We start from the raw sequence: 21,727 nt of genomic DNA on the forward strand, positions 1-21,727 counted from the left end.
CCCAGTGTTTTGCCTGTTTGAACCAACCACAGCACCCTGGCGACATCAGGGGCCATTTGTTTTTTGTTCAGGTGTCTGGAGGAGATAAGCAATGAAATTTCGCGCGATCATGGGCGCTTTGTGCGCTGCGGGTCTGATGTGTGGCGTCTCGGCGGTGCAGGCTGCCGAGTCGGTCGAAGTGTTGCACTGGTGGACCTCGGGCGGTGAATCGAAAGCCGTCGGCGTCCTCAAGGACGACATGACGAAGCAGGGTTACACGTGGAAGGACTTCGCGGTTGCGGGTGGCGCCGGCGCGGCAGCCATGACGGCTCTGAAGACGCAGGTGATCTCGGGCAATGCGCCGAGCGCCGCGCAGATCAAGGGTCCGCTGATCCAGGACTGGGCTTCGCAGGGCGTGCTGGTGCCGATCGACTCGGTCGCGGGCGACTGGAAGAAGAACCTGCCGCCGGAAATCGACAAGATCATGCACGCGGACGGTCACTATGTCGGCGCACCGTTCGGCGTGCACCGCGTGAACTGGCTGTACATCAACAAGGCGGCACTCGAAAAGGCAGGCGGCAAGGTGCCGACCACGTGGCCTGAGTTCTTCGCGGTGGCCGACAAGATGAAGGCCGCAGGCATCCAGCCGGTCGCGATGGGCGGTCAGCCGTGGCAAGACCTGACGCTGTGGGAAGACGTCGTGCTGTCGCAAGGCGCGGACTTCTACAAGAAGGCGATCGTCGACCTCGACGAGAAGACGCTGACGTCGGAGAAGATGATCGGCGTGTTCGACACGGTCCGCAAGATCCAGGGCTACTTCGACGCGGGCCGTACCGGCCGTGACTGGAACCTCGCCACGGCAATGGTCATCAACGGCAAGGCCGGCATGCAGTTCATGGGCGACTGGGCGAAGGGCGAATTCACCAACGCCGGCAAGAAGTCGGGTTCGGACTTCATCTGCGCGGTCGTACCGGGCACCGACAAGGGCTACACGTTCAACGTCGACTCGTTCGTGTTCTTCCAGCAGAAGGGCCAGAAGGCGGCAACGCCGGGTCAGCTCGCGCTCGCGAAGACGATCATGACGCCGGAGTTCCAGGAGCAGTTCAGCCTGAACAAGGGGTCGATCCCGGTGCGTCTCGGTGTGCCGATGGACAAGTTCGACGACTGCGCGAAGAAGTCGTACGCGGATGAACAGGTCGCGATCAAGGCGGGCGGCTATGTGCCGTCGCTGGCTCACGGCATGGCGCAACCGGATGCAGCAGCCGGCGCGATCTCCGACGTGGTCACGAAGTTCATGAACTCGCAGCAGGATTCGAAGAGCGCGGTCCAGGCGCTCGCGAAGGCAGCGAAGACCAAGTAAGCGAAGCGGCACGCCCGGTGGCTTCCTGAGGAAGCGCCGGGCGTGTTCTTCGGGCTGCCGGCTGCCGCGCGTGCGTTGCGTGCGGCTTGCAGGCGGCTTCACCCTGGTTTCATAGAGTCACACCTATGCCGTCGCCGCCTCGCGTCATTCGTGCGCGAGCATCCCGGCGGTACAGTTTCAGCAGGAGTCGAGTAGTGACTGCTTCTATCAGCGGAAACGGGAAAACGGCCAGCGCCGCCCGCCGCGCGTCGCCCATGGCGGCCCTTGCCGATCGCTGGATTCCGAAGCTGGTGCTCGCACCCAGCGTCGTGATCAGCCTGATCTTCGTGTATGGCTTCATCGCAATCACCGGTTTTCTGTCGCTGTCCACGTCCCGGTTGATGCCCAAGTATGAATTCGCCGGTCTCGATCGCTACCGGGAACTGTTCGACAACGACGTGTTCTGGACGTCGGCGGCCAACCTCGGCTGGTTCGGCATTCCGTTCATCGCGATCTGTATCGGCCTGGGTCTCTTTCTCGCGATCCTGCTCGATCAGCAGATCCGCAACGAAGGCGCATTGCGCGCCGTGTTCCTGTACCCGATGGCGCTCTCGTTCATCGTGACGGGTACGGCATGGCAATGGATCATGACGCCGAGCGTCGGCCTCGAAAAGGTGTTCCACGACTGGGGCTGGACGAGCTTCTCGTTCAGTTGGCTCGGCGATCCGGACCGGGCGATTTTCTGCGTCGTGATCGCGGCGGTATGGCAATCCACCGGCTTCGTGATGGCGCTGTTCCTCGCGGGCCTGCGTGGCGTCGACGGTGAAATCTTCAAGGCCGCGCAGATGGACGGCGCGAACCTGCCCACCATCTACCGCAAGATCGTGATTCCGAGTATGCGCCCGGTGTTCTTCTCCGTGCTGCTGATTCTTTGCCACATCACCATCAAGACCTTCGACCTGGTCGTCGCGTTGACCGCGGGCGGTCCGGGCACGTCGTCGTCGCTGCCGGCTATCTTCATGTACACGTTTTCGTTCAATCGCGGGCAGCTCGGCGTCGGCGCGGCATCGTCGATGATGATGCTCGCCACCGTTGTGGCCGTGCTCGTGCCGCTGATGTACCTGGAATCGAGGAGCACCCGCAATGCAGCCTAAGATGACGATCAGCCGTGCCGTCATTTACGCGGCCCTGATTCTGTTCGCCCTGTATTTCCTGTTCCCGCTGTACGTGATGCTGTCGACGTCCTTCAAGGACATCGACCAGCTGCGCACCGGCAACCTGCTCACGCCGCCCACGCACTGGAGTATCGATCCGTGGATCAAGGCATGGAGCGGCGCCTGTACCGGCGTGCGTTGCGACGGTATGCAGCCGTTCTTCATGAACTCGGTGCGCATGGTGATTCCCGCCGTGCTGATCTCGTCGATCATCGGCGCGTTCAACGGTTATGTGCTCACGCACTGGCGCTTTCGCGGCGCGGACCCGATCTTCACGATGCTGCTGGTCGGCTGCTTCATTCCGTTCCAGGCGATCCTGCTGCCGATGGCGCGCTTCGAAGGCATGATGGGCCTGTCGAACACGACGACCGGTCTGGTGCTGGTGCACGTGATCTACGGTATCGCGTTCACCACGATGTTCTTCCGCAACTTCTATGTGAGCATTCCGGCTGAACTCGTGAAGGCGGCGCGCATCGACGGCGCGGGTTTCTTCACGATCTTCACGAAGATCCTGCTGCCGGTGTCGCTGCCGATTTTCATGGTGTGCCTGATCTGGCAATTCACGCAGATCTGGAATGACTTCCTGTTCGGGATCGTGTTCTCCGGCGTCGATTCGATGCCGATCACGGTGGCGCTGAACAACCTCGTGAACACCTCGACCGGCGTGAAGGAATACAACGTGGACATGGCCGGCGCGATCATCGCCGCGTTGCCGACCTTGCTGGTCTACATCATCGCCGGACGCTATTTCGTGCGCGGCCTGACGGCCGGCGCGGTCAAGGGCTAAACCCCGGGCCGCGGGCCAAACCATCCGAGCGCGGCGGCGCTTCAAGAGAAAAGCGCCGCCGTCACCCGACAAGACGTTTTCAGGCAGTACCAGAGACAAGAGGATTCACAGCATGGCAAGCCTTTCCATCCGTGACGTGTACAAGACCTACCCGAACGGGGTGCCGGTTCTGAAGGGTGTCAACATCGACATCGAAGACGGCCAGTTCCTGATTCTGGTCGGCGGCTCGGGCTGCGGTAAGTCGACGCTGCTCAACATGATCGCGGGCCTCGAGACCGTGACCAAGGGCGAGATCCAGATCGACGGCAAGACGGTCAACAACCTGTCGCCGAAAGATCGCGATATCGCGATGGTATTCCAGTCGTACGCGCTGTATCCGTCAATGACGGTGCGCGAGAACATCTCGTTCGGCCTGAACATCCGCAAGGTGCCGAAGCAGGAGCAGGCGCAGATCGTCGATCGCGTGTCGAACACGCTGCAGATCACGCACCTGCTCGACCGCAAGCCGGGTCAGTTGTCCGGCGGCCAGCGTCAGCGCGTGGCGATGGGCCGCGCGCTCGCACGCGATCCGGTGATGTTCCTGTTCGACGAGCCGCTGTCGAACCTCGACGCGAAACTGCGTATCGAGATGCGTTCGGAAATCAAGCTGCTGCATCAGCGCCTCGGCACGACGATCGTCTACGTGACGCACGATCAGATTGAAGCAATGACGCTCGGCGACCGCATTGCGGTGATGAAGGACGGTATCGTGCAGCAGTTCGGCGCGCCGCAGGAAATCTATGACTCGCCGTCGAATCTGTTCGTGGCCGGCTTCATCGGCGCGCCGCCGATGAACTTCATCCAGGGCAAGCTGGTGGAGCAGGGCGCGGGCGTCGGCATTGAACTGGACACGGGTGTTGCACGCAAGGTGCTGAACCTGCCGTTCGACTCGGCGAAGGTGAAGTCGCACGTTGACCGCGAAGTGATTCTCGGCCTGCGCCCGGAGCGCATCACCGACGCGCGCGGCGCGCATGGCGACAACGCGCAACTGCAGCCGATCGAAGTGAAGGTCGACGTGATCGAGCCGACCGGCCCGGACACGCTGGTGTTCGCGCAGGTCAACGGCAAGCGCATCGTGAGCCGTGTGCACCCGGCGTCGAATCCGCAGCCGCTGACGAACACGACGCTGCTGTTCGATACGTCGAAGGCGGTGCTGTTCGATCCGTCGAACGAAGAGCGGATTGCCTGAGGCGAGTGCTTCGCCGCGTAGTCTGACGCTTTAAAAAAAGCCCCATGCGTTTCGTTACGCATGGGGCTTTGTTTTGGGCGCCTGCTTTGTCGCGGCTCACGCGTCCGGGATGCGCAGGTCCGGGTTGTTACGCGACAATTCGCTGACCCAGTCGATGAACGCGCGCAGCCGTGAACTCAGATTGCGGCGGTGCGCGTAGAGGATCGACAGCGGTGTGCCGGGGCTCGTGTAGTTGGTGAGGATCTCTTTCAGCGCGCCTTGCCTGATCAAGTCGGCGACCATGAAGCGCGACGGCTGGATGATGCCGTGGCCGAGGGCGCCCGCGCCGATGTAGACCGAACCGTCGTTGACCGCGAGCACGCTTTTCAGCGTTACCTTGGCGATCTCGCCGTCCACCTGGTATTCGAACGGGAAGGTCCGGCCGGTGCGCGCGGACACGTAGTTGACGGCGCGATGTTCCGCGAGTTCTTCGAGCGTGGTCGGCGTGCCGTACTTCTCCAGATAGGCGGGCGACGCGCACGTGACGATGCGCGCCTCGCCGATGCGTTTCGCGACGAGGCTCGATTCCTCCGGCGTGCCCATGCGGATCACGCAATCCACGCCGTCCTGGATCAGATCGATGTTGCGATCCGCGAGGCCGAGCCGCACGTCGATCTCCGGGTATTGCCGGTAGAAGTCGTCGAGCGCGGGCAGCAGCAGTGCACGGGCAAGCGTGCCGGACGTATCGACGCGGATCGTGCCGGCCGGATTTTCGCGCTTGTTCGACAGCGACGATTCGGCATCGGCGACTTCGGCGAGGATCTGCACGCAGCGCTCGTAGAACGCCGCGCCATCGTCGGTGACGCTCACCTGGCGCGTCGAGCGATTCAGCAGGCGCACGCCGACGTGCTCCTCCAGCGCCTGGATCGTGCGGCTGACTTTGGCGCGGGGCAGGTCGAGCGATTCGGATACCTTGGTGAAGCTGTTCGCCTCGACCACACGCGTAAATATCTCCATCGCTTCGAAACGGTCCATGGTGTGCCTTATGAGTGATGGCCGGAAGTGGCTTTTGATGTGGAGTTTACAGGGTGGAAATATTGTTGTCGCGATGGGGGGGCGCGGTGTTGCGCGCCTCTGTCGGGGCGGATTCCGGCCGAGGGCCCCGGATGGGCGGGCGAGGCAGCCTGTTCGCGGGTTGCGCCAGGCCGCCTCGCACGGCGCACGGCAGATTGCGCCGGTGCGCGCGCAGGCTCGCGTGCGTGAGTGCCGCTCAGTCGCTGTCAGTCACGCTCGGGCGCGCCGAGCGGAAACAACGGACGATACGGCCGCGCTTCGTCGACCGCGCGTGCGAACGACGGCCTTGCCAGCAGCCGCTGACGGTAGGCCCGCACATGCGCGAAGGCGGGATCGATCGGATGCGTCCAGTCGGCGTAGAAGAGAAACGGTGCGGCGCCGCAGTCGGCAAGGCTGAAGGTGTCGCCGGCGGCCCATTCGCGTTCGGCCATCACCTTGTCGAGCCAGCCGTAGGCGGTGTCGAGCATCGCCCGCGCGTCGGCCACCGCACGCGGATCGCGCTCCGGCTCGGGGCGCATGTGGTCGTAGACGATCTTTTGCTGCGGCGTCGAGACGTAGTTGTCGAAGAAGCGGTCCATGCTGCGCACTTCCAGCGCGGCGCGGGCGTCGGCGGGCAAGAGCGGCACAGGCCCCGGGTGATACAGGCCGAGATATTCGATGATGATGCTCGCCTCGACCACGGTCCGCTCGCCGTCCACCAACACCGGAAAGCGCTTGATCGGCCAAAGCGCGGCGAACTCCGCCATGATCGGCGGATCGTCGTGAGCCAGCAGGCGCAGCTCGAACGGTGTGCGGTTTTCGTAAAGCGCCGTCAGGGCCTTCTGGCAGTACGAAGAGAACGGGTGGGCATAAAGCTTCAGGGGCATCGCAGTCACCTTTGACGGTTGCAGGGTGCGCCGTGGCGCAGCGACGGCCAAAAGGGCCGCTTACCTCACGACGAACGACGCGGGTGAAAATCGACAGTCATGGACGAGGGTTGCGGTGCGGTGGGCGTCGCGGCTGCGCCCGTCACGGTGAGTACCGCAGGTGCGCCGAACGCCACTCACTGCGCGAACGGCTGCTTACGCAGCCACGCTCGACGCCAGAACGCCCATCCCGTTTCGCGCTCAATGCGGCAAGCGCACATCGAACCGGTACGTCACCAGCCGTGCGAGCAGAATAAACGCGGTCGCGATCAACGCGCTATACACGGTGTCGAGGTTCACATAATCCAGCAACACGTACAGCCAGCAGCCGACGAACGCACAGGTCGCGTAGGGCCGCGAATCGCGCAGGATCAGCGGCACCTCGTTGCACAGCACGTCGCGGATCACGCCGCCGAACACCCCCGTGAGCACGCCCATCATCACCGACGTGAACCACGGCATTTGCGCGTCGTGCGCGATCGACGTGCCCGCGATACTGAACAGGCCCAGCCCGATGGCATCGGCCACCAGCAGCACCCGCTCGGAGAGCAGGCGCGAGGTCATCTTCAACAGCGTGGGCGCGAACAGGGCCATCACGAAGATCGCGATCAGATAAGCCTGATGCTCGACCCAGTAGAAGGGCCGGCGCTCCAGCAGCACGTCGCGCAACGTGCCGCCGCCGAACGCCGTGGCGATCGCCACGAGGAAGGTGCCTACCGCGTCGAGCCGGCGGCTGCGGGCTTCGATGAACCCGGAAATGGCGTACGCGAAAATAGCCAGCGCCTCCATGATGGTCAGCGCCAGCGTCAGCCTCGGATGGATCACAGTGACTCCGTCAGGGCTTGGCGTGAGGCGGCAACGCGCCCGGCTGCAGCAGCACGACCACCGCGCCGGCGCCGCCGTCGTGCGCACGCGCCTGACAGAACGCGATCACCTCGGACTTCTGCACGAGCCACGCGCGCACCTTGCCCTTCAGCACCGGCTCCTTGCCGATCGATCCCAGGCCTTTGCCGTGAATCACGCGCAAACAGCGCAAGCCCCGTTTCACCGATTCGCGGATGAACTCGGCAAGCGCCTCGCGCGCTTCGTCGCGCCGCATCCCATGCAGGTCGATTTGCGCCTGCACGATCCAGTCGCCGCGCCGCAGTTTGCGCACGACTTCCTGGCTGACGCCGGGTCGGCAATAGGAAAGCGTTTCGTCGGTTTCGAGCAGCACTTCGGGGTCGAACTCGTCGGAAATCGCTTCGTGCAGGACGGCTTCTTCGTCGAGCAGGGTTTGCACCGGCAGCGGCGGCGGGGGATTGCGCGGCAAGCTCGCGCGCGGGGCAGACACGAGCGGGGCCACCGAACCGATCTCGCGGCGAAACAGATCGGCATCCGCTGAGGCTTCGCGCTGCGCCGCCGCAGCCGCCGCGCGTTCGCGCTCGCGGCGTTGCGTATCGACCTTCAATGCGTCGCGCAATGCGCCGAGTCCGGCGAGACCCGCGGCGGGATCGAGCTTCGGCTTGGCAGCGGGGGCGGCCGGCTCGGGCGCGGGCGTGGCGACGGCGCGCGCGCGCTTCGGTTCGCTTGGATGGGGCTGATTCTTCGGCATATCGGTAATACACGCAGAAAATGTGGATCGGTCGCGCGACGGTATTTTTAGGGGCTGCGAAACGGGTAGTGAGCTTGGCGTGCGGTGAAGCGCTCGACAACGAATGGACGCTCAGCGGATGCACTGCAAATCGGGCCGCCGGGGCGCGACGCAAACAGGGTGGTGCTGCCGCATTGCAAAGCTTTGCATACCCGCAAGGCAAACCCACCCCCACCCCACCCGCCTGAACGCAAAAAAGGCCGCCGGCTTTTCAGCCGCGGCCTTCTCTGAAGCAAGTGGCCGGGTTACGCCCAGCCGCTATTTTACCGTCGCGCCAAACGTCGCAGTTCGGCGCCGCCGATTAACGCTCGGCTTCCTGGCTCATCGCATGCTCGCCGGCCATCTCGTTGATGGTTTCCAGATAGCGTTGCGCGTCCAGTGCCGCCATACAGCCGGTGCCCGCGCTGGTGATCGCCTGACGGTACACGTGGTCCTGCACGTCGCCCGCGGCGAACACGCCCGGCACGCTGGTGGCGGTCGCGAAACCGTTCAGACCACCCTTGGTGATGATGTAGCCGTTCTTCATCTCCAGCTGGCCCGCGAAAATGTCCGTATTCGGCTTGTGGCCGATCGCGACGAACAGGCCTTGCAGTGCGATGTCGGTGGATTCGCCGGTTTGCGTGTGCTTGATGCGCAGGCCGGTCACGCCGGACTGGTCGCCGGTCACTTCGTCGAGCGTGTGGTTCCACTTGATCTCGACGACGCCTTCCTTTTCCTTCGCCAGCAGCCGGTCGATCAGGATCGGCTCGGCGCGGAACTTGTCGCGGCGATGGATCACGGTCACTTTCTTTGCGATGCCGGCCAGGTACAGCGCTTCTTCGACCGCGGTATTGCCGCCGCCGATCACGGCCACGTGCTGCTGCTTGTAGAAGAAGCCGTCGCAGGTCGCGCAAGCCGACACGCCTTTGCCCATGAACGCTTCTTCGGACGGCAGGCCGAGGTACTGCGCCGATGCGCCGGTCGAGATGATCAGCGAGTCGCAGGTGTACTCGCCCGAATCGCCGATCAGGCGAATCGGCTTCTCATCCAGCTTGGCCGTATGGATGTGGTCGAAAATGATTTCGGTGTTGAAGCGCTCTGCATGCTCCAGGAAGCGCGCCATCAGTTCCGGGCCTTGCACGCCGTTGGCGTCGGCGGGCCAGTTTTCGACGTCGGTCGTGGTCATCAGCTGGCCGCCCTGGGCCAGACCCGTGACGAGCACCGGCGCGAGATTGGCGCGCGCCGCGTAGACCGCAGCCGTGTAGCCGGCGGGGCCGGAACCGAGAATCAGAACCTTGGCGTGTTTCGTTGAAGTTGCGGGCATGATTGAATCCTTGTACGGCGCCGGGCTCGCCCATGCGAGGCCGTGCGACTTGAGCTGTAACTGTAGATGGGTGCCAGTGCGGCATTATAAAGGTCGGGGCGCGAGGCTGCTCCATGAAGCTTTCCGATCGCCGCGATAGCGCCGTGGCCCATTCGGGGTGCGGCTCTGTGGCCAATTGGCCAAGTTACCGTCATTTACAGCCTTGCGCGGGACAGTGCGTTTACAATAGCCCGGATCGACGTTTCCGGTCGCCGGGATCGGACCCGAAGCCACGCTGGGCGTGGCTCTGGCCGCGCTTCCGGTCGGCAACCGGCTACCCACGCAACAGGATCAATGGCAAAAGCTCCCTATTCCGCGAGCGCGCAGGCGTTGCCGCACCGCATGTCGCGCCTTTTCACCGAAATCCGCTGGATCCTGCAGGTGGCGCTCGGCGTCTTCCTGCTCATGGCGCTCGTCAGCTACAGCAGGCGCGACCCGAGCTGGACCCACGCCGCGCAGGTCGACCATATCTCCAACTGGGCGGGCCGCGTCGGCGCGTGGACCTCGGACATCCTGCTGCTGCTGTTCGGCCTGTCTGCCTACTGGTGGATCGTGCTGCTCGGCCGCCACATTTCCCGCAACTACAAGCGCATCACGCGTCACGAAGACGAGCAGGACGACGCGCCGCGCGGCGTGAGCTGGCTCGCGGATGCGTTCGCGTTCCTGCTCGTGCTGCTCGCGTGCAACGGCATCGAAGCGCTGCGCATGTGGTCGCTCAAAGTGCAGTTGCCGCGCGCGCCGGGCGGCGTGGTCGGCGAGGCCGTCGCGCGTGGGGTGTCGCATGCGCTGGGCTTTACCGGCGGCACGCTCGCGTTGCTGATCGCGCTCGCAATCGGCTTGTCGCTGTATTTCCGTTTCTCGTGGCTGTCGGTGTCGGAGAAAGTCGGCGAGTCGATCATTTCGGCGGTGACTTTCGCGAAGCTGCGCCGCGAGGCCGGCCGCGACCGCAAGCTCGGCGAAGCGGCGGCGGTGAAGCGCGAAGGCAAGGTCGAGAAGGGCCGTGTGCGGATCGAGGAGCACGAGCCGGTCGTGATCGTGCCGCCGGTCGTCACGCCGGCCAAATCGGAGCGCGTCGAGAAGGAACGGCAAGTGCCGCTCTTCACCGACCTGCCGGGCGACTCCACGTTGCCGCCCATTTCGCTGCTCGACCCCGCGCCCGCCGCGCAGGAATCCATCTCCGCGGACACGCTGGAATTCACGTCGCGTCTGATCGAGAAAAAGCTCAAGGACTTCGGCGTCGAGGTGAGCGTGGTGGCCGCCTATCCGGGGCCGGTCGTCACGCGCTATGAAATCGAACCGGCCACCGGCGTGAAGGGCAGCCAGATCGTCAATCTGGCGAAGGATCTCGCGCGCTCGCTGTCGCTCGTGTCGATCCGCGTGGTCGAAACGATTCCGGGCAAGAACTTCATGGCGCTGGAGTTGCCGAACCAGCGCCGCCAGACCGTGAGCCTGTCGGAGATTCTCGGCTCGGCGGTCTATGCAGACGCCGCCTCGCCGCTGACCATGGGTCTCGGCAAGGACATCGGCGGCAAGCCGGTATGCGCCGACCTCGCGAAGATGCCGCACCTGCTGGTGGCGGGCACCACCGGTTCGGGCAAATCGGTGGGCATCAACGCGATGATCCTGTCGCTGCTCTACAAGGCGAGCGCCGAACAGGTCCGCATGATCCTGATCGATCCGAAGATGCTCGAAATGAGCGTCTACGAAGGTATTCCGCATCTGCTGTGTCCGGTCGTGACGGACATGCGCCAGGCCGGCCACGCGCTGAACTGGGCGGTCGCCGAAATGGAGCGCCGCTACAAGCTGATGAGCAAGCTCGGCGTGCGCAACCTCGCCGGCTACAACAACAAGATCGACGAAGCTGCCAAGCGCGAAGAGAAGCTGCCGAATCCGTTCAGCCTCACGCCGGACGAGCCGGAGCCGCTCACGCGCCTGCCGAACATCGTCGTCGTAATCGATGAACTGGCCGACCTGATGATGGTGGTCGGCAAGAAGGTCGAAGAGCTGATCGCGCGGATCGCGCAGAAGGCGCGCGCGGCCGGCATCCATTTGATTCTCGCCACGCAGCGTCCGTCGGTCGACGTGATCACCGGCCTGATCAAGGCCAACGTGCCGACGCGGATGGCCTTCCAGGTATCGTCGAAGATCGACTCGCGGACCATTCTCGACCAGCAGGGCGCGGAATCGCTGCTCGGCATGGGCGACATGCTCTATCTGCCGCCGGGCAGCGGCTTGCCGGTGCGGGTGCACGGCGCGTTCGTCTCGGACGAAGAAGTGCACCGCGTCGTTGACAAACTCAAGGAGCAGGGCGAGCCGAACTACATCGAGGGCATTCTCGAAGGCGGCGTGACCGGCGAGGGCGACGAAGGCTCGGCGGGAACCGGATCTGCCGATGGCGAGTCGGACCCGTTATACGACCAGGCGGTCGACGTGGTGCTGAAGAACCGTCGCGCGTCGATCTCACTGGTGCAGCGGCATTTGCGCATCGGCTACAACCGGGCGGCGCGTCTGCTCGAGCAGATGGAAAACTCAGGCGTGGTGTCGGCGATGTCGTCGAACGGCAATCGCGAGATTCTGGCGCCGGCACGGGAGGCGGAATAGGCGGACGGCGCGATCGCGCAGCGAGCCGGTCCGTGGACAAGTGCTCGCTGCAACAGGTTTGCAACGCGCGTTCAAGCTCGACCGCTCGACGTGTCGGGCAACGCGCCGCGCGCGGATCTGCTCGCCCACGCGTGCTGGCCTGCCACTGGAAGCGGGCAGCGACCATCGCCGTCCTCACCGCCCTTCGCCCCCCGCTCATCGAATTCAATCAAGGGAGAAAACTACATGCAGCTATTCGCGCAGCAGCGCACTCGACAGAGTGCTCAAGCCAGCCGCTTCGGCCAACTCGCGCGGACTATCGTGCGTAGCGTCGGCAGCGTGGCGATCGGCGCATCGATGCTCGTCGCGTCGCAGGCATTCGCGAGCGGCACCGAGCAACTGAAGGCGTTCGTCGCGCAGGTGCACTCCGCGCACGGCACCTTCGTGCAGCAGGAAGTGCGCGCGCCGAGCAAGGCGCAGGGCGCGAGCGGCGCGCTGTCCACCGGCGGCGCGGGCAAGACCGGCACGTCGAGCGGCACCTTTACGTTCGCGCGTCCCGGCAAGTTCATCTGGCAATACGAGAAGCCTTACTCGCAACTGTTGCAGGCGGACGGCGACAAGCTCTACGTGTACGACAAGGATCTGAACCAGGTGACGGTGCGCGCGCTCGGCGGCGCGCTAGGCGCGAGCCCGGCGGCGATCCTGTTCGGCAGCAACGATCTGGACAAGAACTTCACGCTGCGCGACGCAGGCGTGAAGGCCGGCATCGACTGGCTCGAACTGACGCCGAAGGCGAAGGACACGCAGTTTCAACGCGTCGGCATCGGCTTCAAGGACGGCAATCTCGAAGCGATGGAATTGCACGACGTGTTCGGCAATGTGACGCTGCTGACGTTCTCGAACATCCAGAAGAACCCGCCGCTGCCCGCCGATGCATTCAAGTTCACGGTGCCGAAGGGCGCGGATGTGATCAACGGATAAGCTTGCTGATTGACATAGCTTTGCACGCAGGCAACAACAAAGCCGCGCTCCTCGGGCGCGGCTTTTCAATTTCAGGGTGCGCCTCACAAGTACGAGCGCTTGAGGAGGCGCTACTCGTCCCCCATCGGAACTTGTAGCGCATGCGCCGCTTTCATATCGTCGATAAACGCTTCGACGATCTCCGTCCGATGCTGACGCGTGCGCGTGACCATGTGAAACGCGACGCGGTAGCGCATCTGCAGCGGGTTCAACGCGGCGAGCAGCCCTTGCGCGACGAACGGCGCCGCGAAATGCCCCGGCAAATAACCGAGGTGTTGCGATGACAGCACCAGCATCGCAACGGCTTCCATGTTGTCCGCGACCGCGGTGACGTTCTGCGGCGTGGTCGAACTCTCCGCTTCGGGCAACGGATAACTGCGCCACGCCCATTCGTGCTGCGCGGCCTCTTCGGGTGACACGCCGCCCGCCTGCGCGAACAGCGGGTGACCTTTCGCGCAGTAGGCGAACTGGTCCTCGGCGAACACCTCGGTGTATTCGAGCGACGGCACGCGATGCCAGAAATAGCCGATGCCGATCTGAATCCGCCCATTGAGCAGTAGCTCCTCCAGCTCGCCCGGCGAGCGCACCAGAATCGAAAAACGCACCGACTGATCGCGCGCGCGAAAGCGGCCGATCGCGTCGCTGATGCGCGCGCTCGCCGACACCGGCGTATGGCCGATCATGCCGATGTCGAGCGTGCCGACCAGCTTGCGGCCCACGTTGCGCGCCTGCATGCCGAAGGTGTCGACGGCCGACAGCAGTGCGCGGGCGGCCTCGATGAACTGCTCGCCGCGCGCGGTCAGACTGAAGCCGCCGCGGCCGCGCTCGCACAGGCGGTAGCCGAGGCGCGTTTCGAGCGTCGCCAGCTGGGTGCTGATGGTCGACTGGCCGATATTGAGCGTCGCCTGGGCGGGCGAAACCCCGCCCGCGTCGACGATGGCGAGAAAGACGCGGATCAGCCGCAGGTCGAGATCTGTGAGTTGGGAGAACATGCTTCAGCATACATCGCTGAAAATCGATGTGAAGGGTGCGCCGGCGCTATTTAAGTTGGCGGGAAATGGCTCAAGAATCGGAGTTCCTCCGGTGAGACGTGCTTTTCATGCCGCGTTTTGACCGGTTTCCGCAGATTTTCCGCGCCGCGTCTCTTTCATTGCCGAGCCACGATGAATACTTCCTCCTTCATTTCCCCCGAAGCCGGCGAACGGCCGCAGCCGCTGTCCGGCAACGCTATGCCCCGCTGCGGCGGCATCGCGACGATGATGCGGCTGCCGAACGTCGGCTCGGCGGCCGGATTTGACGCGTGCTTCGTCGGCGTGCCGTTCGATCTCGGCACGTCGAACCGCACGGGCGCGCGCTTCGGGCCGCGCCAGATCCGCAGCGAATCGGTGCTGCTGCGCCCGTACAACATGGCGACCCGCGCGGCACCGTTCGACTCGCTGCGCGTGGCCGATCTCGGCGACGTCGCGATCAATCCATACAACCTGCATGATTCGATCGCGCGGATCGAAACCGCGTACGACGAAATCCTCCAGCACGACTGCAAGCCGATCACGCTGGGCGGCGATCACACCATCGCGCTGCCGATCCTGCGCGCGATTCATCGCAAGCACGGCAAGGTCGGGCTGATTCACGTCGACGCGCACGCCGACGTCAACGACACGATGATGGGCGAGAAGATCGCGCACGGCACGCCGTTTCGCCGCGCGGTGGAGGAGGGCCTGCTCGATTGCGAGCGGGTCGTGCAGATCGGCTTGCGCGGCACCGGTTATGCGGCGGAAGACTTCGACTGGTGCCGCGATCAGGGCTTCGAGGTCGTGCAGGCGGAGGCCTGCTGGAACCAGTCGCTCGCGCCGCTGATGGCGCGCATTCGCGAGCGGATGGGCGACGGCCCGGTGTACATCACCTTCGACATCGACGGGATCGATCCGGCTTTTGCGCCGGGCACAGGCACGCCGGAGATCGCGGGGCTGACGGTGCCGCAGGCACTGGAGATCATTCGCGGCGCGCGCGGTTTGAACATCGTCGGCTGCGATCTGGTCGAGGTGGCGCCGCCGTATGATCCGTTCGGCACGACCGCGCTGCTCGGCGCGAATCTCGCGTTCGAATTGCTATGCGTGCTGCCGGGTGTCGAGTATCGGGCCGCCGCGCGTTGAAGTGAACTGAACGCACGGAGCGTCATGCGCAAAAAAAGCCTGCAAATGCAGGCTTTTTCTTCGTCAGCGCGACTCGCGTGGACAACGCGCCCGATGCGTCAGGCGTAAGCCGTCTTACGCGCCGACACGAACACGTAGTAGCACACCGCGCCGATCACGAGCGACGGCAAGGTCGCGCCGAGATTCGGCAGCCATTGGTTGATCAGCTGATACGAGGCGATGCCGATCGCCCACGCGATGAACGCGCTCAGATGCCATCCGCCCGAGAAGCCGTAACGGCCGCGCACATCGGCGAGCACGGCCGCCTCGATACGGCGCTTGCGCACGATGAAGTGATCCATCAGCACGACGCCGAACAGCGGTGCGAACACCGAGCCGATCAGCAGCAGGAAGTTCTGATACTTCGCCATCGGCACGAGCAGCGCGATCAGCGTGCACAGCGCGCCGAACGCCGCCGACAGCAAGGGCACGCTGCCGCGCGTCCAGAACGTGCCGGTCGAGACGGCGGCCGAGTGGATGTCGGCGAACGCGTTGTCGATTTCGTCGATCAGGATCAGCAGCAGCGCCAGGCCGCCGCCCGCCTGGGCCAGCGCGTTGGTCAGCAGCGCGTCGCCGCCGCCGGCCGTGAGGCCGTAGACCGCGCCCAGCGCGTAGAACCAGATGTTCGCGATGCCGTAGCCGAGCAGCGTGCCGCGGAACGTCTCGCCGGGTTGCCGGCCGAAGCGCGTGTAGTCGGCGATCAGCGGCAGCCACGACAGCGGCATCGCCACCACCAGGTCGATCGCGCCGCCGAACGACATCTCGCCGGTGCCCGGACGGCGCATCAGCTCGGCCAGGTTGTGGCGCGCGAGCAGATTCCACGTGAGCCATGCGGCGCCCGCGAGCAGCAGCCAGATGCCCCACTTGCGCAGAAAGCGCCGCACGAACGACAGCGGGCCGCTGATCGCCAGCAGCGTCGCGAGCAGACCGAACACGACGGTCCAGATCAGCGGCATTGAAAGGCCGAACGACTGTTTGGCGAGGGCGTCGGCGGAATCGCGCATCACGATCACTTCGAACGAACCCCAGCCGACCAGTTGCACCGCGTTCAGCACAGCCGGCACCGACGCGCCGCGCACGCCGAGCGTCGGGCGCAACGACGACATCGCCGCGAGCCCCGTGTCGGTGCCGATCACGCCGGCCAGCGCCAGCAGCACGACGCCGATCACGCTGCCGATCACGATCGCCAGCAGCGCGTGCGGCAGCGACAATCCCGGCACCAGCAGCGCCCCGGCCTGCGCAACCAGCAGGCCGATGCCGAGCGAGAACCAGAGCGCGAACGCGTCGCCGGTGCGGAACGCGCGGCGCGCGTCGGGCACCGGCGTGAGCGGCGCGTAGGTGGAACCGGCGTCGCCGGCAAGTGGATCTTGTGCCATCTGTAGTTGTGTCCCTGTTGGTGTTGCGGTGTTGCTTGCCATGCCGCCTGGCGGCGTGTTTACCGGGTTGCTTGTACTGTTTTATGTTTGCATTTGCCTTTAGGCCATGGTGGCGTGCGCGGCTGCGGCTTTCACGGCCTAACTTCCGGCGGCCGTTGCCGCCCAAGTCATGCCGCCGCGCCGCGCGATCCTCGTCCGCACGCCGTCACTGTCATAATGCGGGACGTTGCCCGCACCTTCATGTGCCGGCTTTGCGCTCATCCGGCAGCACGCCGCCTTCCCACGGACCGCGTCCGGAAAAGCCGAGATTATCCCCAAAACGTCATGTTTGAAGAAACCCGTGCCAATGTTCCGCTCGCCGAACGCCTGCGGCCCCGCAATATCGACGAAGTGATCGGCCAGAAGCACCTGCTTGGCCCGAACAAGCCGTTGCGGGTCGCGTTCGAATCCGGCGAAGCCCATTCGATGATCCTCTGGGGCCCGCCCGGCGTCGGCAAAACCACGCTCGCGCGGCTCATGGCCGATGCGTTTCACGCCGAGTTCATCGCGTTGTCGGCGGTGCTCTCGGGCGTGAAGGATATCCGCGAAGCCGTCGAGACCGCGCAGATCCATCGCGCGAACGGCCATCAGACGCTGGTGTTCGTCGACGAAGTGCATCGCTTCAACAAGAGCCAGCAAGACGCGTTCTTGCCGCACGTCGAGTCGGGGTTGTTCGTGTTCGTTGGCGCGACGACCGAGAATCCGTCGTTCGAGGTGAACAGCGCGTTGCTCTCGCGGGCCGCGGTGTACGTGCTCAAGAGTCTCACCGACGAAGAACAGCGTGAACTGCTCGAGCGCGCGCAGCAGGAACTCGGCGGCCTCACGTTCACCGACGAAGCACGCGACGCGCTGATCGGTTCCGCCGACGGCGACGGCCGCAAGCTGCTGAACAACCTCGAAATCGTCGCGCGCGCGGCCGCGCAGCAAAAGACCACGGAGATCGACGGAGCATTGCTCGGCAGCGCGCTTGCGGAAAACCTGCGCCGCTTCGACAAAGGCGGCGACGCATTCTACGACCAGATCAGCGCGCTGCATAAATCGGTGCGCGGCAGCAGTCCCGACGGCGCGTTGTACTGGTTCTGCCGGATGCTCGACGGCGGCGCGGACCCGCGTTATCTGGCACGCCGCATCGTGCGCATGGCGTGGGAGGACATCGGCCTCGCCGACCCGCGCGCCGCGCGCATCGCGCTCGACGCCGCCGAAACCTACGAGCGCCTCGGCACGCCGGAAGGCGAGCTGGCGCTGGCGCAGGCGATCATCTATCTCGCGGTCGCGCCGAAGTCGAACGCCGGGTACAACGCGTACAACGAAGCGCGCCGCTTCGTCGGCAAGGATCAATCGCGCGGCGTGCCGGTGCATCTGCGCAACGCGCCGACCAGGCTGATGAAGGAGCTTGGCTACGGCCACGAGTATCGCTACGCGCACGACGAGCCCGATGCGTATGCGGCAGGCGAGACCTATCTGCCGGAGAACATGCGCGATCCGCACTGGTACGAGCCGACGCCGCGCGGGCTCGAAGGCAAGATCGGCGACAAGATGGCGCGTCTGGCCGAACTGGATGCGCAATGGCGCAGCGAGAACAAGCGCAAGAAGGGCTGAGGCCTGTCGGTCTTTCCGGCGCCGTGCGTCGCGCCGTGAGTCGCGCCGTCGTGGTCGCCGTGCCTCAATCCGCGCGCGTTGACCATCGAACGCACCGGCCGCGCACGCCGGTGCGCTAAAATCCCACGTTCATACAACGAATACCCGTCCCATCCCATGCTCGACATTCAGCTGCTGCGCAAAGACCTCGACGGCGTCGCCAAGCGCCTCGCCGACCGCGGCTATACCTTCGACGCGGCGGCGTTCACCGCGCTCGAAGCGGAACGCCGCGACACCCAGACCCGCACCGAAGAAATGCAGGCGCGCCGCAACAGCCTGTCCAAGCAGATCGGCGCGATGAAAGGCAAGGGCGAGGACACCTCGGCGGTGATGGCCGAAGTCGGCGGCATCGGCGACGAGATGAAGGCGTCGGCGGCGAAGCTCGACGATATCCAGAAGCGTCTGTCGGACCTGCTGCTCGGCGTGCCGAACCTCGCGCACGAAAGCGTGCCGGTCGGCGACGACGAAGCCGGCAATGTCGAAGTGCGCCGCTGGGGCACGCCGCGCCAGTTCGATTTCGAGGTGAAGGATCACGTGGACGTCGGCACGCCGCTCGGGCTCGACTTCGAGACCGGCGCGAAGCTGTCGGGCGCGCGCTTCACGCTGCTGCGCGGGCAGATTGCGCGGCTGCATCGCGCGCTCGCGCAGTTCATGATCGACACGCACACACAGCAGCACGGCTACACCGAGGTGTACACGCCGTACATCGTGAATCCGGAGATTCTGTACGGCACCGGCCAACTGCCGAAATTCGCCGACGACATGTTCCGCGTCGAGAAGGGCGGGGACGAGAACACGGTCACGCAGTATCTGATCTCCACGTCGGAAATTTCGCTGACGAACACCGTGCGCGAGAGCATCGTCGAAGCGGACGCGTTGCCGATCAAACTGACCGCGCATTCACCGTGCTTCCGCTCGGAAGCGGGCTCGTATGGCCGCGACACGCGCGGCCTGATCCGCCAGCATCAGTTCGACAAGGTCGAGATGGTGCAGATCGTCGCGCCCGAAGCGTCGTATGACGCGCTGGAGCAGATGGTCGGCCACGCCGAGGCGATTTTGCAGAAGCTGGAACTGCCGTATCGCGTGATCACGTTGTGCACGGGCGATATGGGCTTCTCAGCCGCGAAGACCTATGACCTCGAAGTGTGGGTGCCGGCGCAGAACACCTATCGCGAGATTTCGAGCTGCTCGAACACCGAGTCGTTCCAGGCTCGCCGGATGCAGGCGCGTTATCGCAATGCCCAGGGCAAGCCGGAGCTGGTGCATACGCTGAACGGTTCGGGGCTGGCGGTCGGACGCACGCTCGTGGCCGTGCTGGAGAACTTCCAGAATGCCGATGGCTCGGTCACGGTGCCGACGGCATTGCGGCCTTACCTCGGCGGTGTCGAACGGCTGGAAGTGCCGGCGGGCTGATCTGCTTGCTACGGCGATGCGGCCAGGCTCCGCCGCCGGTTGCCACCTTGTTGCCCAACCTCTTTGAAAATTTTTTGACGAGGGACTTGGAAAACGGATTTAGCTGTTCTATAATCTTTCTCTCCCAAGCAACGACCCGCTTGGTTCTGGCGAGGCAGCTTCATCGCTGTGAGCTGGAAAACACGGAAAGGTGGCAGAGTGGTCGAATGCGCTGGACTCGAAATCCAGTGTACCTTTAGGGGTACCGTGAGTTCGAATCTCACCCTTTCCGCCAAATTTAAAACCCCCGCAGAACGGAAGTTCTGCGGGGGTTTTGCTTTGGGAAGTCGAAAACGTTCGCGTGCTTTGCTTCGTATCATTCCTTGCGGGGCACGGCAGTGTCAGTGCTTCGCCTGAATGTCTGAAGCATCAGCATCAGCGCTATTTGCAGATTCATCGAAACCAATGGATTTGCCGGAACATATCCCGCCGCTGATTCACTAGCTGACTTAACGAGACGACTAGCTCCTGCGACGTGTGAGGGTTCCTCGACCCCCGCCTCATCTCTCCCATGTTGCAGCCATCAAAATCGTTTTGATCGGCCGAAAGAGAGAATCCCACCGATTTGAAGGCAATCTCTTTGGGAAGCGCGAGGCTTTTCAAGCGTCCTTCCTGACGGCGGGCGCTGGCAAGCGGGAACGGATTCACCAAAGCATATCCGCCGGTATGCTGAAAATCACCGTTCTCATCCAGCTCATTCGACATGACTGGAATCCGAAGGTATTGCTCAGAAGGCAGTGGCTCTGGTAGTGAAATGTGCACAAGGGCTACGAAAGGAAATCCATCGTTGAGCAATCCCAGCGCTTGCTCTCGTCCCATCGAATTGGCGTTGCGTGACGGATTTGCAATCGTCGGCCGCACGATTTTTGCCTCGATCGCTATAGCGTGAGTAAAAAGGGGAACTTCCCTGACGGGAATTACTAGTAGATCAACGTCGCCGGGCTTTTTGCCTGGAGAAAGCCCAACTAATTCACGCGCTACATTCATCCCGACCAGTACATCCTGCCCAAAGGCGTGTTCTGGATAGGGAAACGCGGAATCAAGCGCAAAATGGATCGTATTGGCGAGGTGTTGCACGTCGGACACTATCCGGCGCAGCACTTCACGTTCGGACTTCAGCCACTCTTGTGCCATTTGTTTGCTGAGTAGGGGTGTAGATCCTTAGCGGTGGTGCCGCTGCTCGTTGCCATTGTGATACTCAATGCTTCAACTCGCTGGGTGGGACACTGGCCCTGGCGGCAACGCCACCAGTGATTTGAACGGTTGGCCTGTGACTGCCTTTAGGAGCGTATCTGACGCCGGATGGCATTCGGCCGAGGCTGAACGACGACATGAAATCGCGCACACGCCTCAATCATTCCACTCTTCCGCGCTAATACGTGCTCGCCCGTCAGGCCTGTCCATTTCGAACGCGAAACACCCACTCAAACGAATCCGCGCTTTGGGACAAAGCCCCTTTTGATGGCCGTTGCCGGCAACTATCCTCCACGCTGCTTGCGTAAAAGCAATTGGATGCGACGTCACGCAGCAGTGCGTTGTCCGCTCAAAAGCGTTCGCCCGCATTCACTTATGCACCAGGCGCCGCTTCACTCACGATTCATTTGATGACAAGTATCAAGAAGCGTCTCGCCCCCCCGTGCTCGTTTCGCTGCTTTGCGCGACCCAGGTGCACTCGGAGGCGTTGGATCCGATTCTGCTCAAGTTCATGGGCGTGCATGGACCGCACAGCCAGTTCGCCGAGTCGGCGCATGCGACGTACTTCCCCGGCCTCGTCGCCGAAGTGAATGACGACGTGGACCACTTCGTGATCGGCTTCGAAGGATTCGCGGACTTCCACGGAGGCTCGACGACAAAGAAGGACGGCGGCCTCGACCTGCAGATCGGCACCCCGATTAACGGCAACATCATGCCGTACGTACGCATTGGCTTGACGGCCTCCTGGCCGCACAC

General features: G+C 63.9%; 17 protein-coding genes and 1 tRNA gene. 10 read left to right on the plus strand and 8 right to left on the minus strand.

The genetic code is table 11. The features are described from left to right. Positions 1-91: 91 nt before the first annotated feature. The 4 genes from ACZ9H4_RS06395 (at position 92) to ACZ9H4_RS06410 (ending at position 4,547) form a co-directional block, all read left to right on the plus strand. Complete coding sequence (locus ACZ9H4_RS06395; RefSeq protein WP_168666398.1) at positions 92-1,339, plus strand: ABC transporter substrate-binding protein; 1,248 nt, start codon at positions 92-94, stop codon at positions 1,337-1,339. A 194-nt stretch (positions 1,340-1,533) separates the two neighbouring features. Continuing rightward, positions 1,534-2,472 carry a carbohydrate ABC transporter permease gene (locus ACZ9H4_RS06400; protein ID WP_408141577.1) on the plus strand — a complete coding sequence of 313 codons (939 nt, stop codon included), beginning with the start codon at positions 1,534-1,536 and terminating at the stop codon, positions 2,470-2,472. Then, on the plus strand, positions 2,462-3,319 hold the full coding sequence (locus ACZ9H4_RS06405) for a carbohydrate ABC transporter permease (RefSeq protein WP_175158601.1): 858 nt from the start codon (positions 2,462-2,464) through the stop codon (positions 3,317-3,319). Before ACZ9H4_RS06400 ends, ACZ9H4_RS06405 begins: the two co-directional genes overlap by 11 nt. A 112-nt stretch (positions 3,320-3,431) precedes the next feature. Further along, positions 3,432-4,547, plus strand: coding sequence for an ABC transporter ATP-binding protein (locus ACZ9H4_RS06410; RefSeq protein WP_408141578.1), 1,116 nt, complete (start codon positions 3,432-3,434; stop codon positions 4,545-4,547). A 96-nt stretch (positions 4,548-4,643) separates the two neighbouring features. On the opposite strand, the gene ACZ9H4_RS06415 is transcribed toward ACZ9H4_RS06410, so the two are convergent. The 5 genes from ACZ9H4_RS06415 to trxB all read right to left on the minus strand — a co-directional run bounded on the left by ACZ9H4_RS06415 (position 4,644) and on the right by trxB (position 9,441). Further along, positions 4,644-5,561 carry a LysR family transcriptional regulator gene (locus tag ACZ9H4_RS06415; RefSeq protein WP_408141579.1) on the minus strand — a complete coding sequence of 306 codons (918 nt, stop codon included), beginning with the start codon at positions 5,559-5,561 and terminating at the stop codon, positions 4,644-4,646. Positions 5,562-5,806: 245 nt separating this feature from the next. After that, the gene (locus ACZ9H4_RS06420) at positions 5,807-6,466 is read right to left on the minus strand and encodes a glutathione S-transferase family protein (protein WP_476118660.1); all 660 of its coding nucleotides are present in this window, start codon (positions 6,464-6,466) and stop codon (positions 5,807-5,809) included. A 240-nt stretch (positions 6,467-6,706) separates the two neighbouring features. Continuing rightward, the gene (locus tag ACZ9H4_RS06425; protein WP_476118661.1) at positions 6,707-7,327 is read right to left on the minus strand and encodes a trimeric intracellular cation channel family protein; all 621 of its coding nucleotides are present in this window, start codon (positions 7,325-7,327) and stop codon (positions 6,707-6,709) included. Between the two features lie 13 nt (positions 7,328-7,340). Next, complete coding sequence (locus ACZ9H4_RS06430) at positions 7,341-8,099, minus strand: Smr/MutS family protein (protein ID WP_408324582.1); 759 nt, start codon at positions 8,097-8,099, stop codon at positions 7,341-7,343. A gap of 340 nt (positions 8,100-8,439) precedes the next feature. Continuing rightward, entirely contained in the window at positions 8,440-9,441 is a 1,002-nt protein-coding gene (gene trxB / locus ACZ9H4_RS06435; protein ID WP_408141582.1) for a thioredoxin-disulfide reductase, read from the minus strand. 333 nt (positions 9,442-9,774) lie between these two features. On the opposite strand from trxB, the gene ACZ9H4_RS06440 reads away from it, so the two are divergent. Together ACZ9H4_RS06440 and lolA are read left to right on the plus strand one after the other, a co-directional pair. Next, on the plus strand, positions 9,775-12,081 hold the full coding sequence (locus tag ACZ9H4_RS06440) for a DNA translocase FtsK (RefSeq protein ID WP_408141583.1): 2,307 nt from the start codon (positions 9,775-9,777) through the stop codon (positions 12,079-12,081). Positions 12,082-12,306: 225 nt separating this feature from the next. Next, positions 12,307-13,041 carry an outer membrane lipoprotein chaperone LolA gene (gene lolA / locus ACZ9H4_RS06445; protein ID WP_408141584.1) on the plus strand — a complete coding sequence of 245 codons (735 nt, stop codon included), beginning with the start codon at positions 12,307-12,309 and terminating at the stop codon, positions 13,039-13,041. 110 nt (positions 13,042-13,151) lie between these two features. Here the strand turns inward: lolA and ACZ9H4_RS06450 are convergent, their stop codons facing one another. Further along, on the minus strand, positions 13,152-14,072 hold the full coding sequence (locus ACZ9H4_RS06450; protein WP_476118508.1) for a LysR family transcriptional regulator: 921 nt from the start codon (positions 14,070-14,072) through the stop codon (positions 13,152-13,154). A 171-nt stretch (positions 14,073-14,243) separates the two neighbouring features. Here ACZ9H4_RS06450 and speB point away from each other — a divergent pair, with 171 nt between their 5' ends. Further along, entirely contained in the window at positions 14,244-15,233 is a 990-nt protein-coding gene (gene speB / locus ACZ9H4_RS06455; protein ID WP_408141586.1) for an agmatinase, read from the plus strand. 98 nt (positions 15,234-15,331) lie between these two features. On the opposite strand, the gene cytX is transcribed toward speB, so the two are convergent. After that, positions 15,332-16,648: a putative hydroxymethylpyrimidine transporter CytX gene (gene cytX / locus ACZ9H4_RS06460; RefSeq protein ID WP_408141587.1), complete on the minus strand. Its 1,317-nt coding sequence runs from the start codon at positions 16,646-16,648 to the stop codon at positions 15,332-15,334. Positions 16,649-16,972: 324 nt separating this feature from the next. Between cytX and ACZ9H4_RS06465 the strand changes: the two genes are divergently transcribed. The 3 genes from ACZ9H4_RS06465 (at position 16,973) to ACZ9H4_RS06475 (ending at position 20,012) form a co-directional block, all read left to right on the plus strand. Then, complete coding sequence (locus ACZ9H4_RS06465) at positions 16,973-18,286, plus strand: replication-associated recombination protein A (RefSeq protein ID WP_408141588.1); 1,314 nt, start codon at positions 16,973-16,975, stop codon at positions 18,284-18,286. A 156-nt stretch (positions 18,287-18,442) separates the two neighbouring features. Beyond that, positions 18,443-19,738 (plus strand): serine--tRNA ligase, encoded by a 1,296-nt coding sequence (serS, locus tag ACZ9H4_RS06470; RefSeq protein WP_408141589.1) that lies wholly within the window; start codon positions 18,443-18,445, stop codon positions 19,736-19,738. Between the two features lie 184 nt (positions 19,739-19,922). Next, positions 19,923-20,012, plus strand: a tRNA-Ser gene (locus tag ACZ9H4_RS06475). Positions 20,013-20,170: 158 nt separating this feature from the next. On the opposite strand, the gene ACZ9H4_RS06480 is transcribed toward ACZ9H4_RS06475, so the two are convergent. Further along, on the minus strand, positions 20,171-20,911 hold the full coding sequence (locus ACZ9H4_RS06480) for a hypothetical protein (protein WP_408152874.1): 741 nt from the start codon (positions 20,909-20,911) through the stop codon (positions 20,171-20,173). Between the last annotated feature and the right edge of the window lie 816 nt (positions 20,912-21,727).

Source organism: Paraburkholderia sp. TE9906, assembly GCF_056279605.1.

Coding starts and splice junctions, on each gene's coding strand:
- ACZ9H4_RS06395 (WP_168666398.1), top strand. CDS start 92: ATGAAATTTCGCGCGATCATGGGCGCTTTGTGCGCTGCGGGTCTGATG.
- ACZ9H4_RS06405 (WP_175158601.1), top strand. CDS start 2,462: ATGCAGCCTAAGATGACGATCAGCCGTGCCGTCATTTACGCGGCCCTG.
- ACZ9H4_RS06410 (WP_408141578.1), top strand. CDS start 3,432: ATGGCAAGCCTTTCCATCCGTGACGTGTACAAGACCTACCCGAACGGG.
- ACZ9H4_RS06415 (WP_408141579.1), bottom strand. CDS start 5,561: ATGGACCGTTTCGAAGCGATGGAGATATTTACGCGTGTGGTCGAGGCG.
- ACZ9H4_RS06420 (WP_476118660.1), bottom strand. CDS start 6,466: ATGCCCCTGAAGCTTTATGCCCACCCGTTCTCTTCGTACTGCCAGAAG.
- ACZ9H4_RS06430 (WP_408324582.1), bottom strand. CDS start 8,099: ATGCCGAAGAATCAGCCCCATCCAAGCGAACCGAAGCGCGCGCGCGCC.
- trxB (WP_408141582.1), bottom strand. CDS start 9,441: ATGCCCGCAACTTCAACGAAACACGCCAAGGTTCTGATTCTCGGTTCC.
- ACZ9H4_RS06440 (WP_408141583.1), top strand. CDS start 9,775: ATGGCAAAAGCTCCCTATTCCGCGAGCGCGCAGGCGTTGCCGCACCGC.
- lolA (WP_408141584.1), top strand. CDS start 12,307: ATGCAGCTATTCGCGCAGCAGCGCACTCGACAGAGTGCTCAAGCCAGC.
- ACZ9H4_RS06450 (WP_476118508.1), bottom strand. CDS start 14,072: ATGTTCTCCCAACTCACAGATCTCGACCTGCGGCTGATCCGCGTCTTT.
- speB (WP_408141586.1), top strand. CDS start 14,244: ATGAATACTTCCTCCTTCATTTCCCCCGAAGCCGGCGAACGGCCGCAG.
- cytX (WP_408141587.1), bottom strand. CDS start 16,648: ATGGCACAAGATCCACTTGCCGGCGACGCCGGTTCCACCTACGCGCCG.
- ACZ9H4_RS06465 (WP_408141588.1), top strand. CDS start 16,973: ATGTTTGAAGAAACCCGTGCCAATGTTCCGCTCGCCGAACGCCTGCGG.
- serS (WP_408141589.1), top strand. CDS start 18,443: ATGCTCGACATTCAGCTGCTGCGCAAAGACCTCGACGGCGTCGCCAAG.
- ACZ9H4_RS06480 (WP_408152874.1), bottom strand. CDS start 20,911: ATGGCACAAGAGTGGCTGAAGTCCGAACGTGAAGTGCTGCGCCGGATA.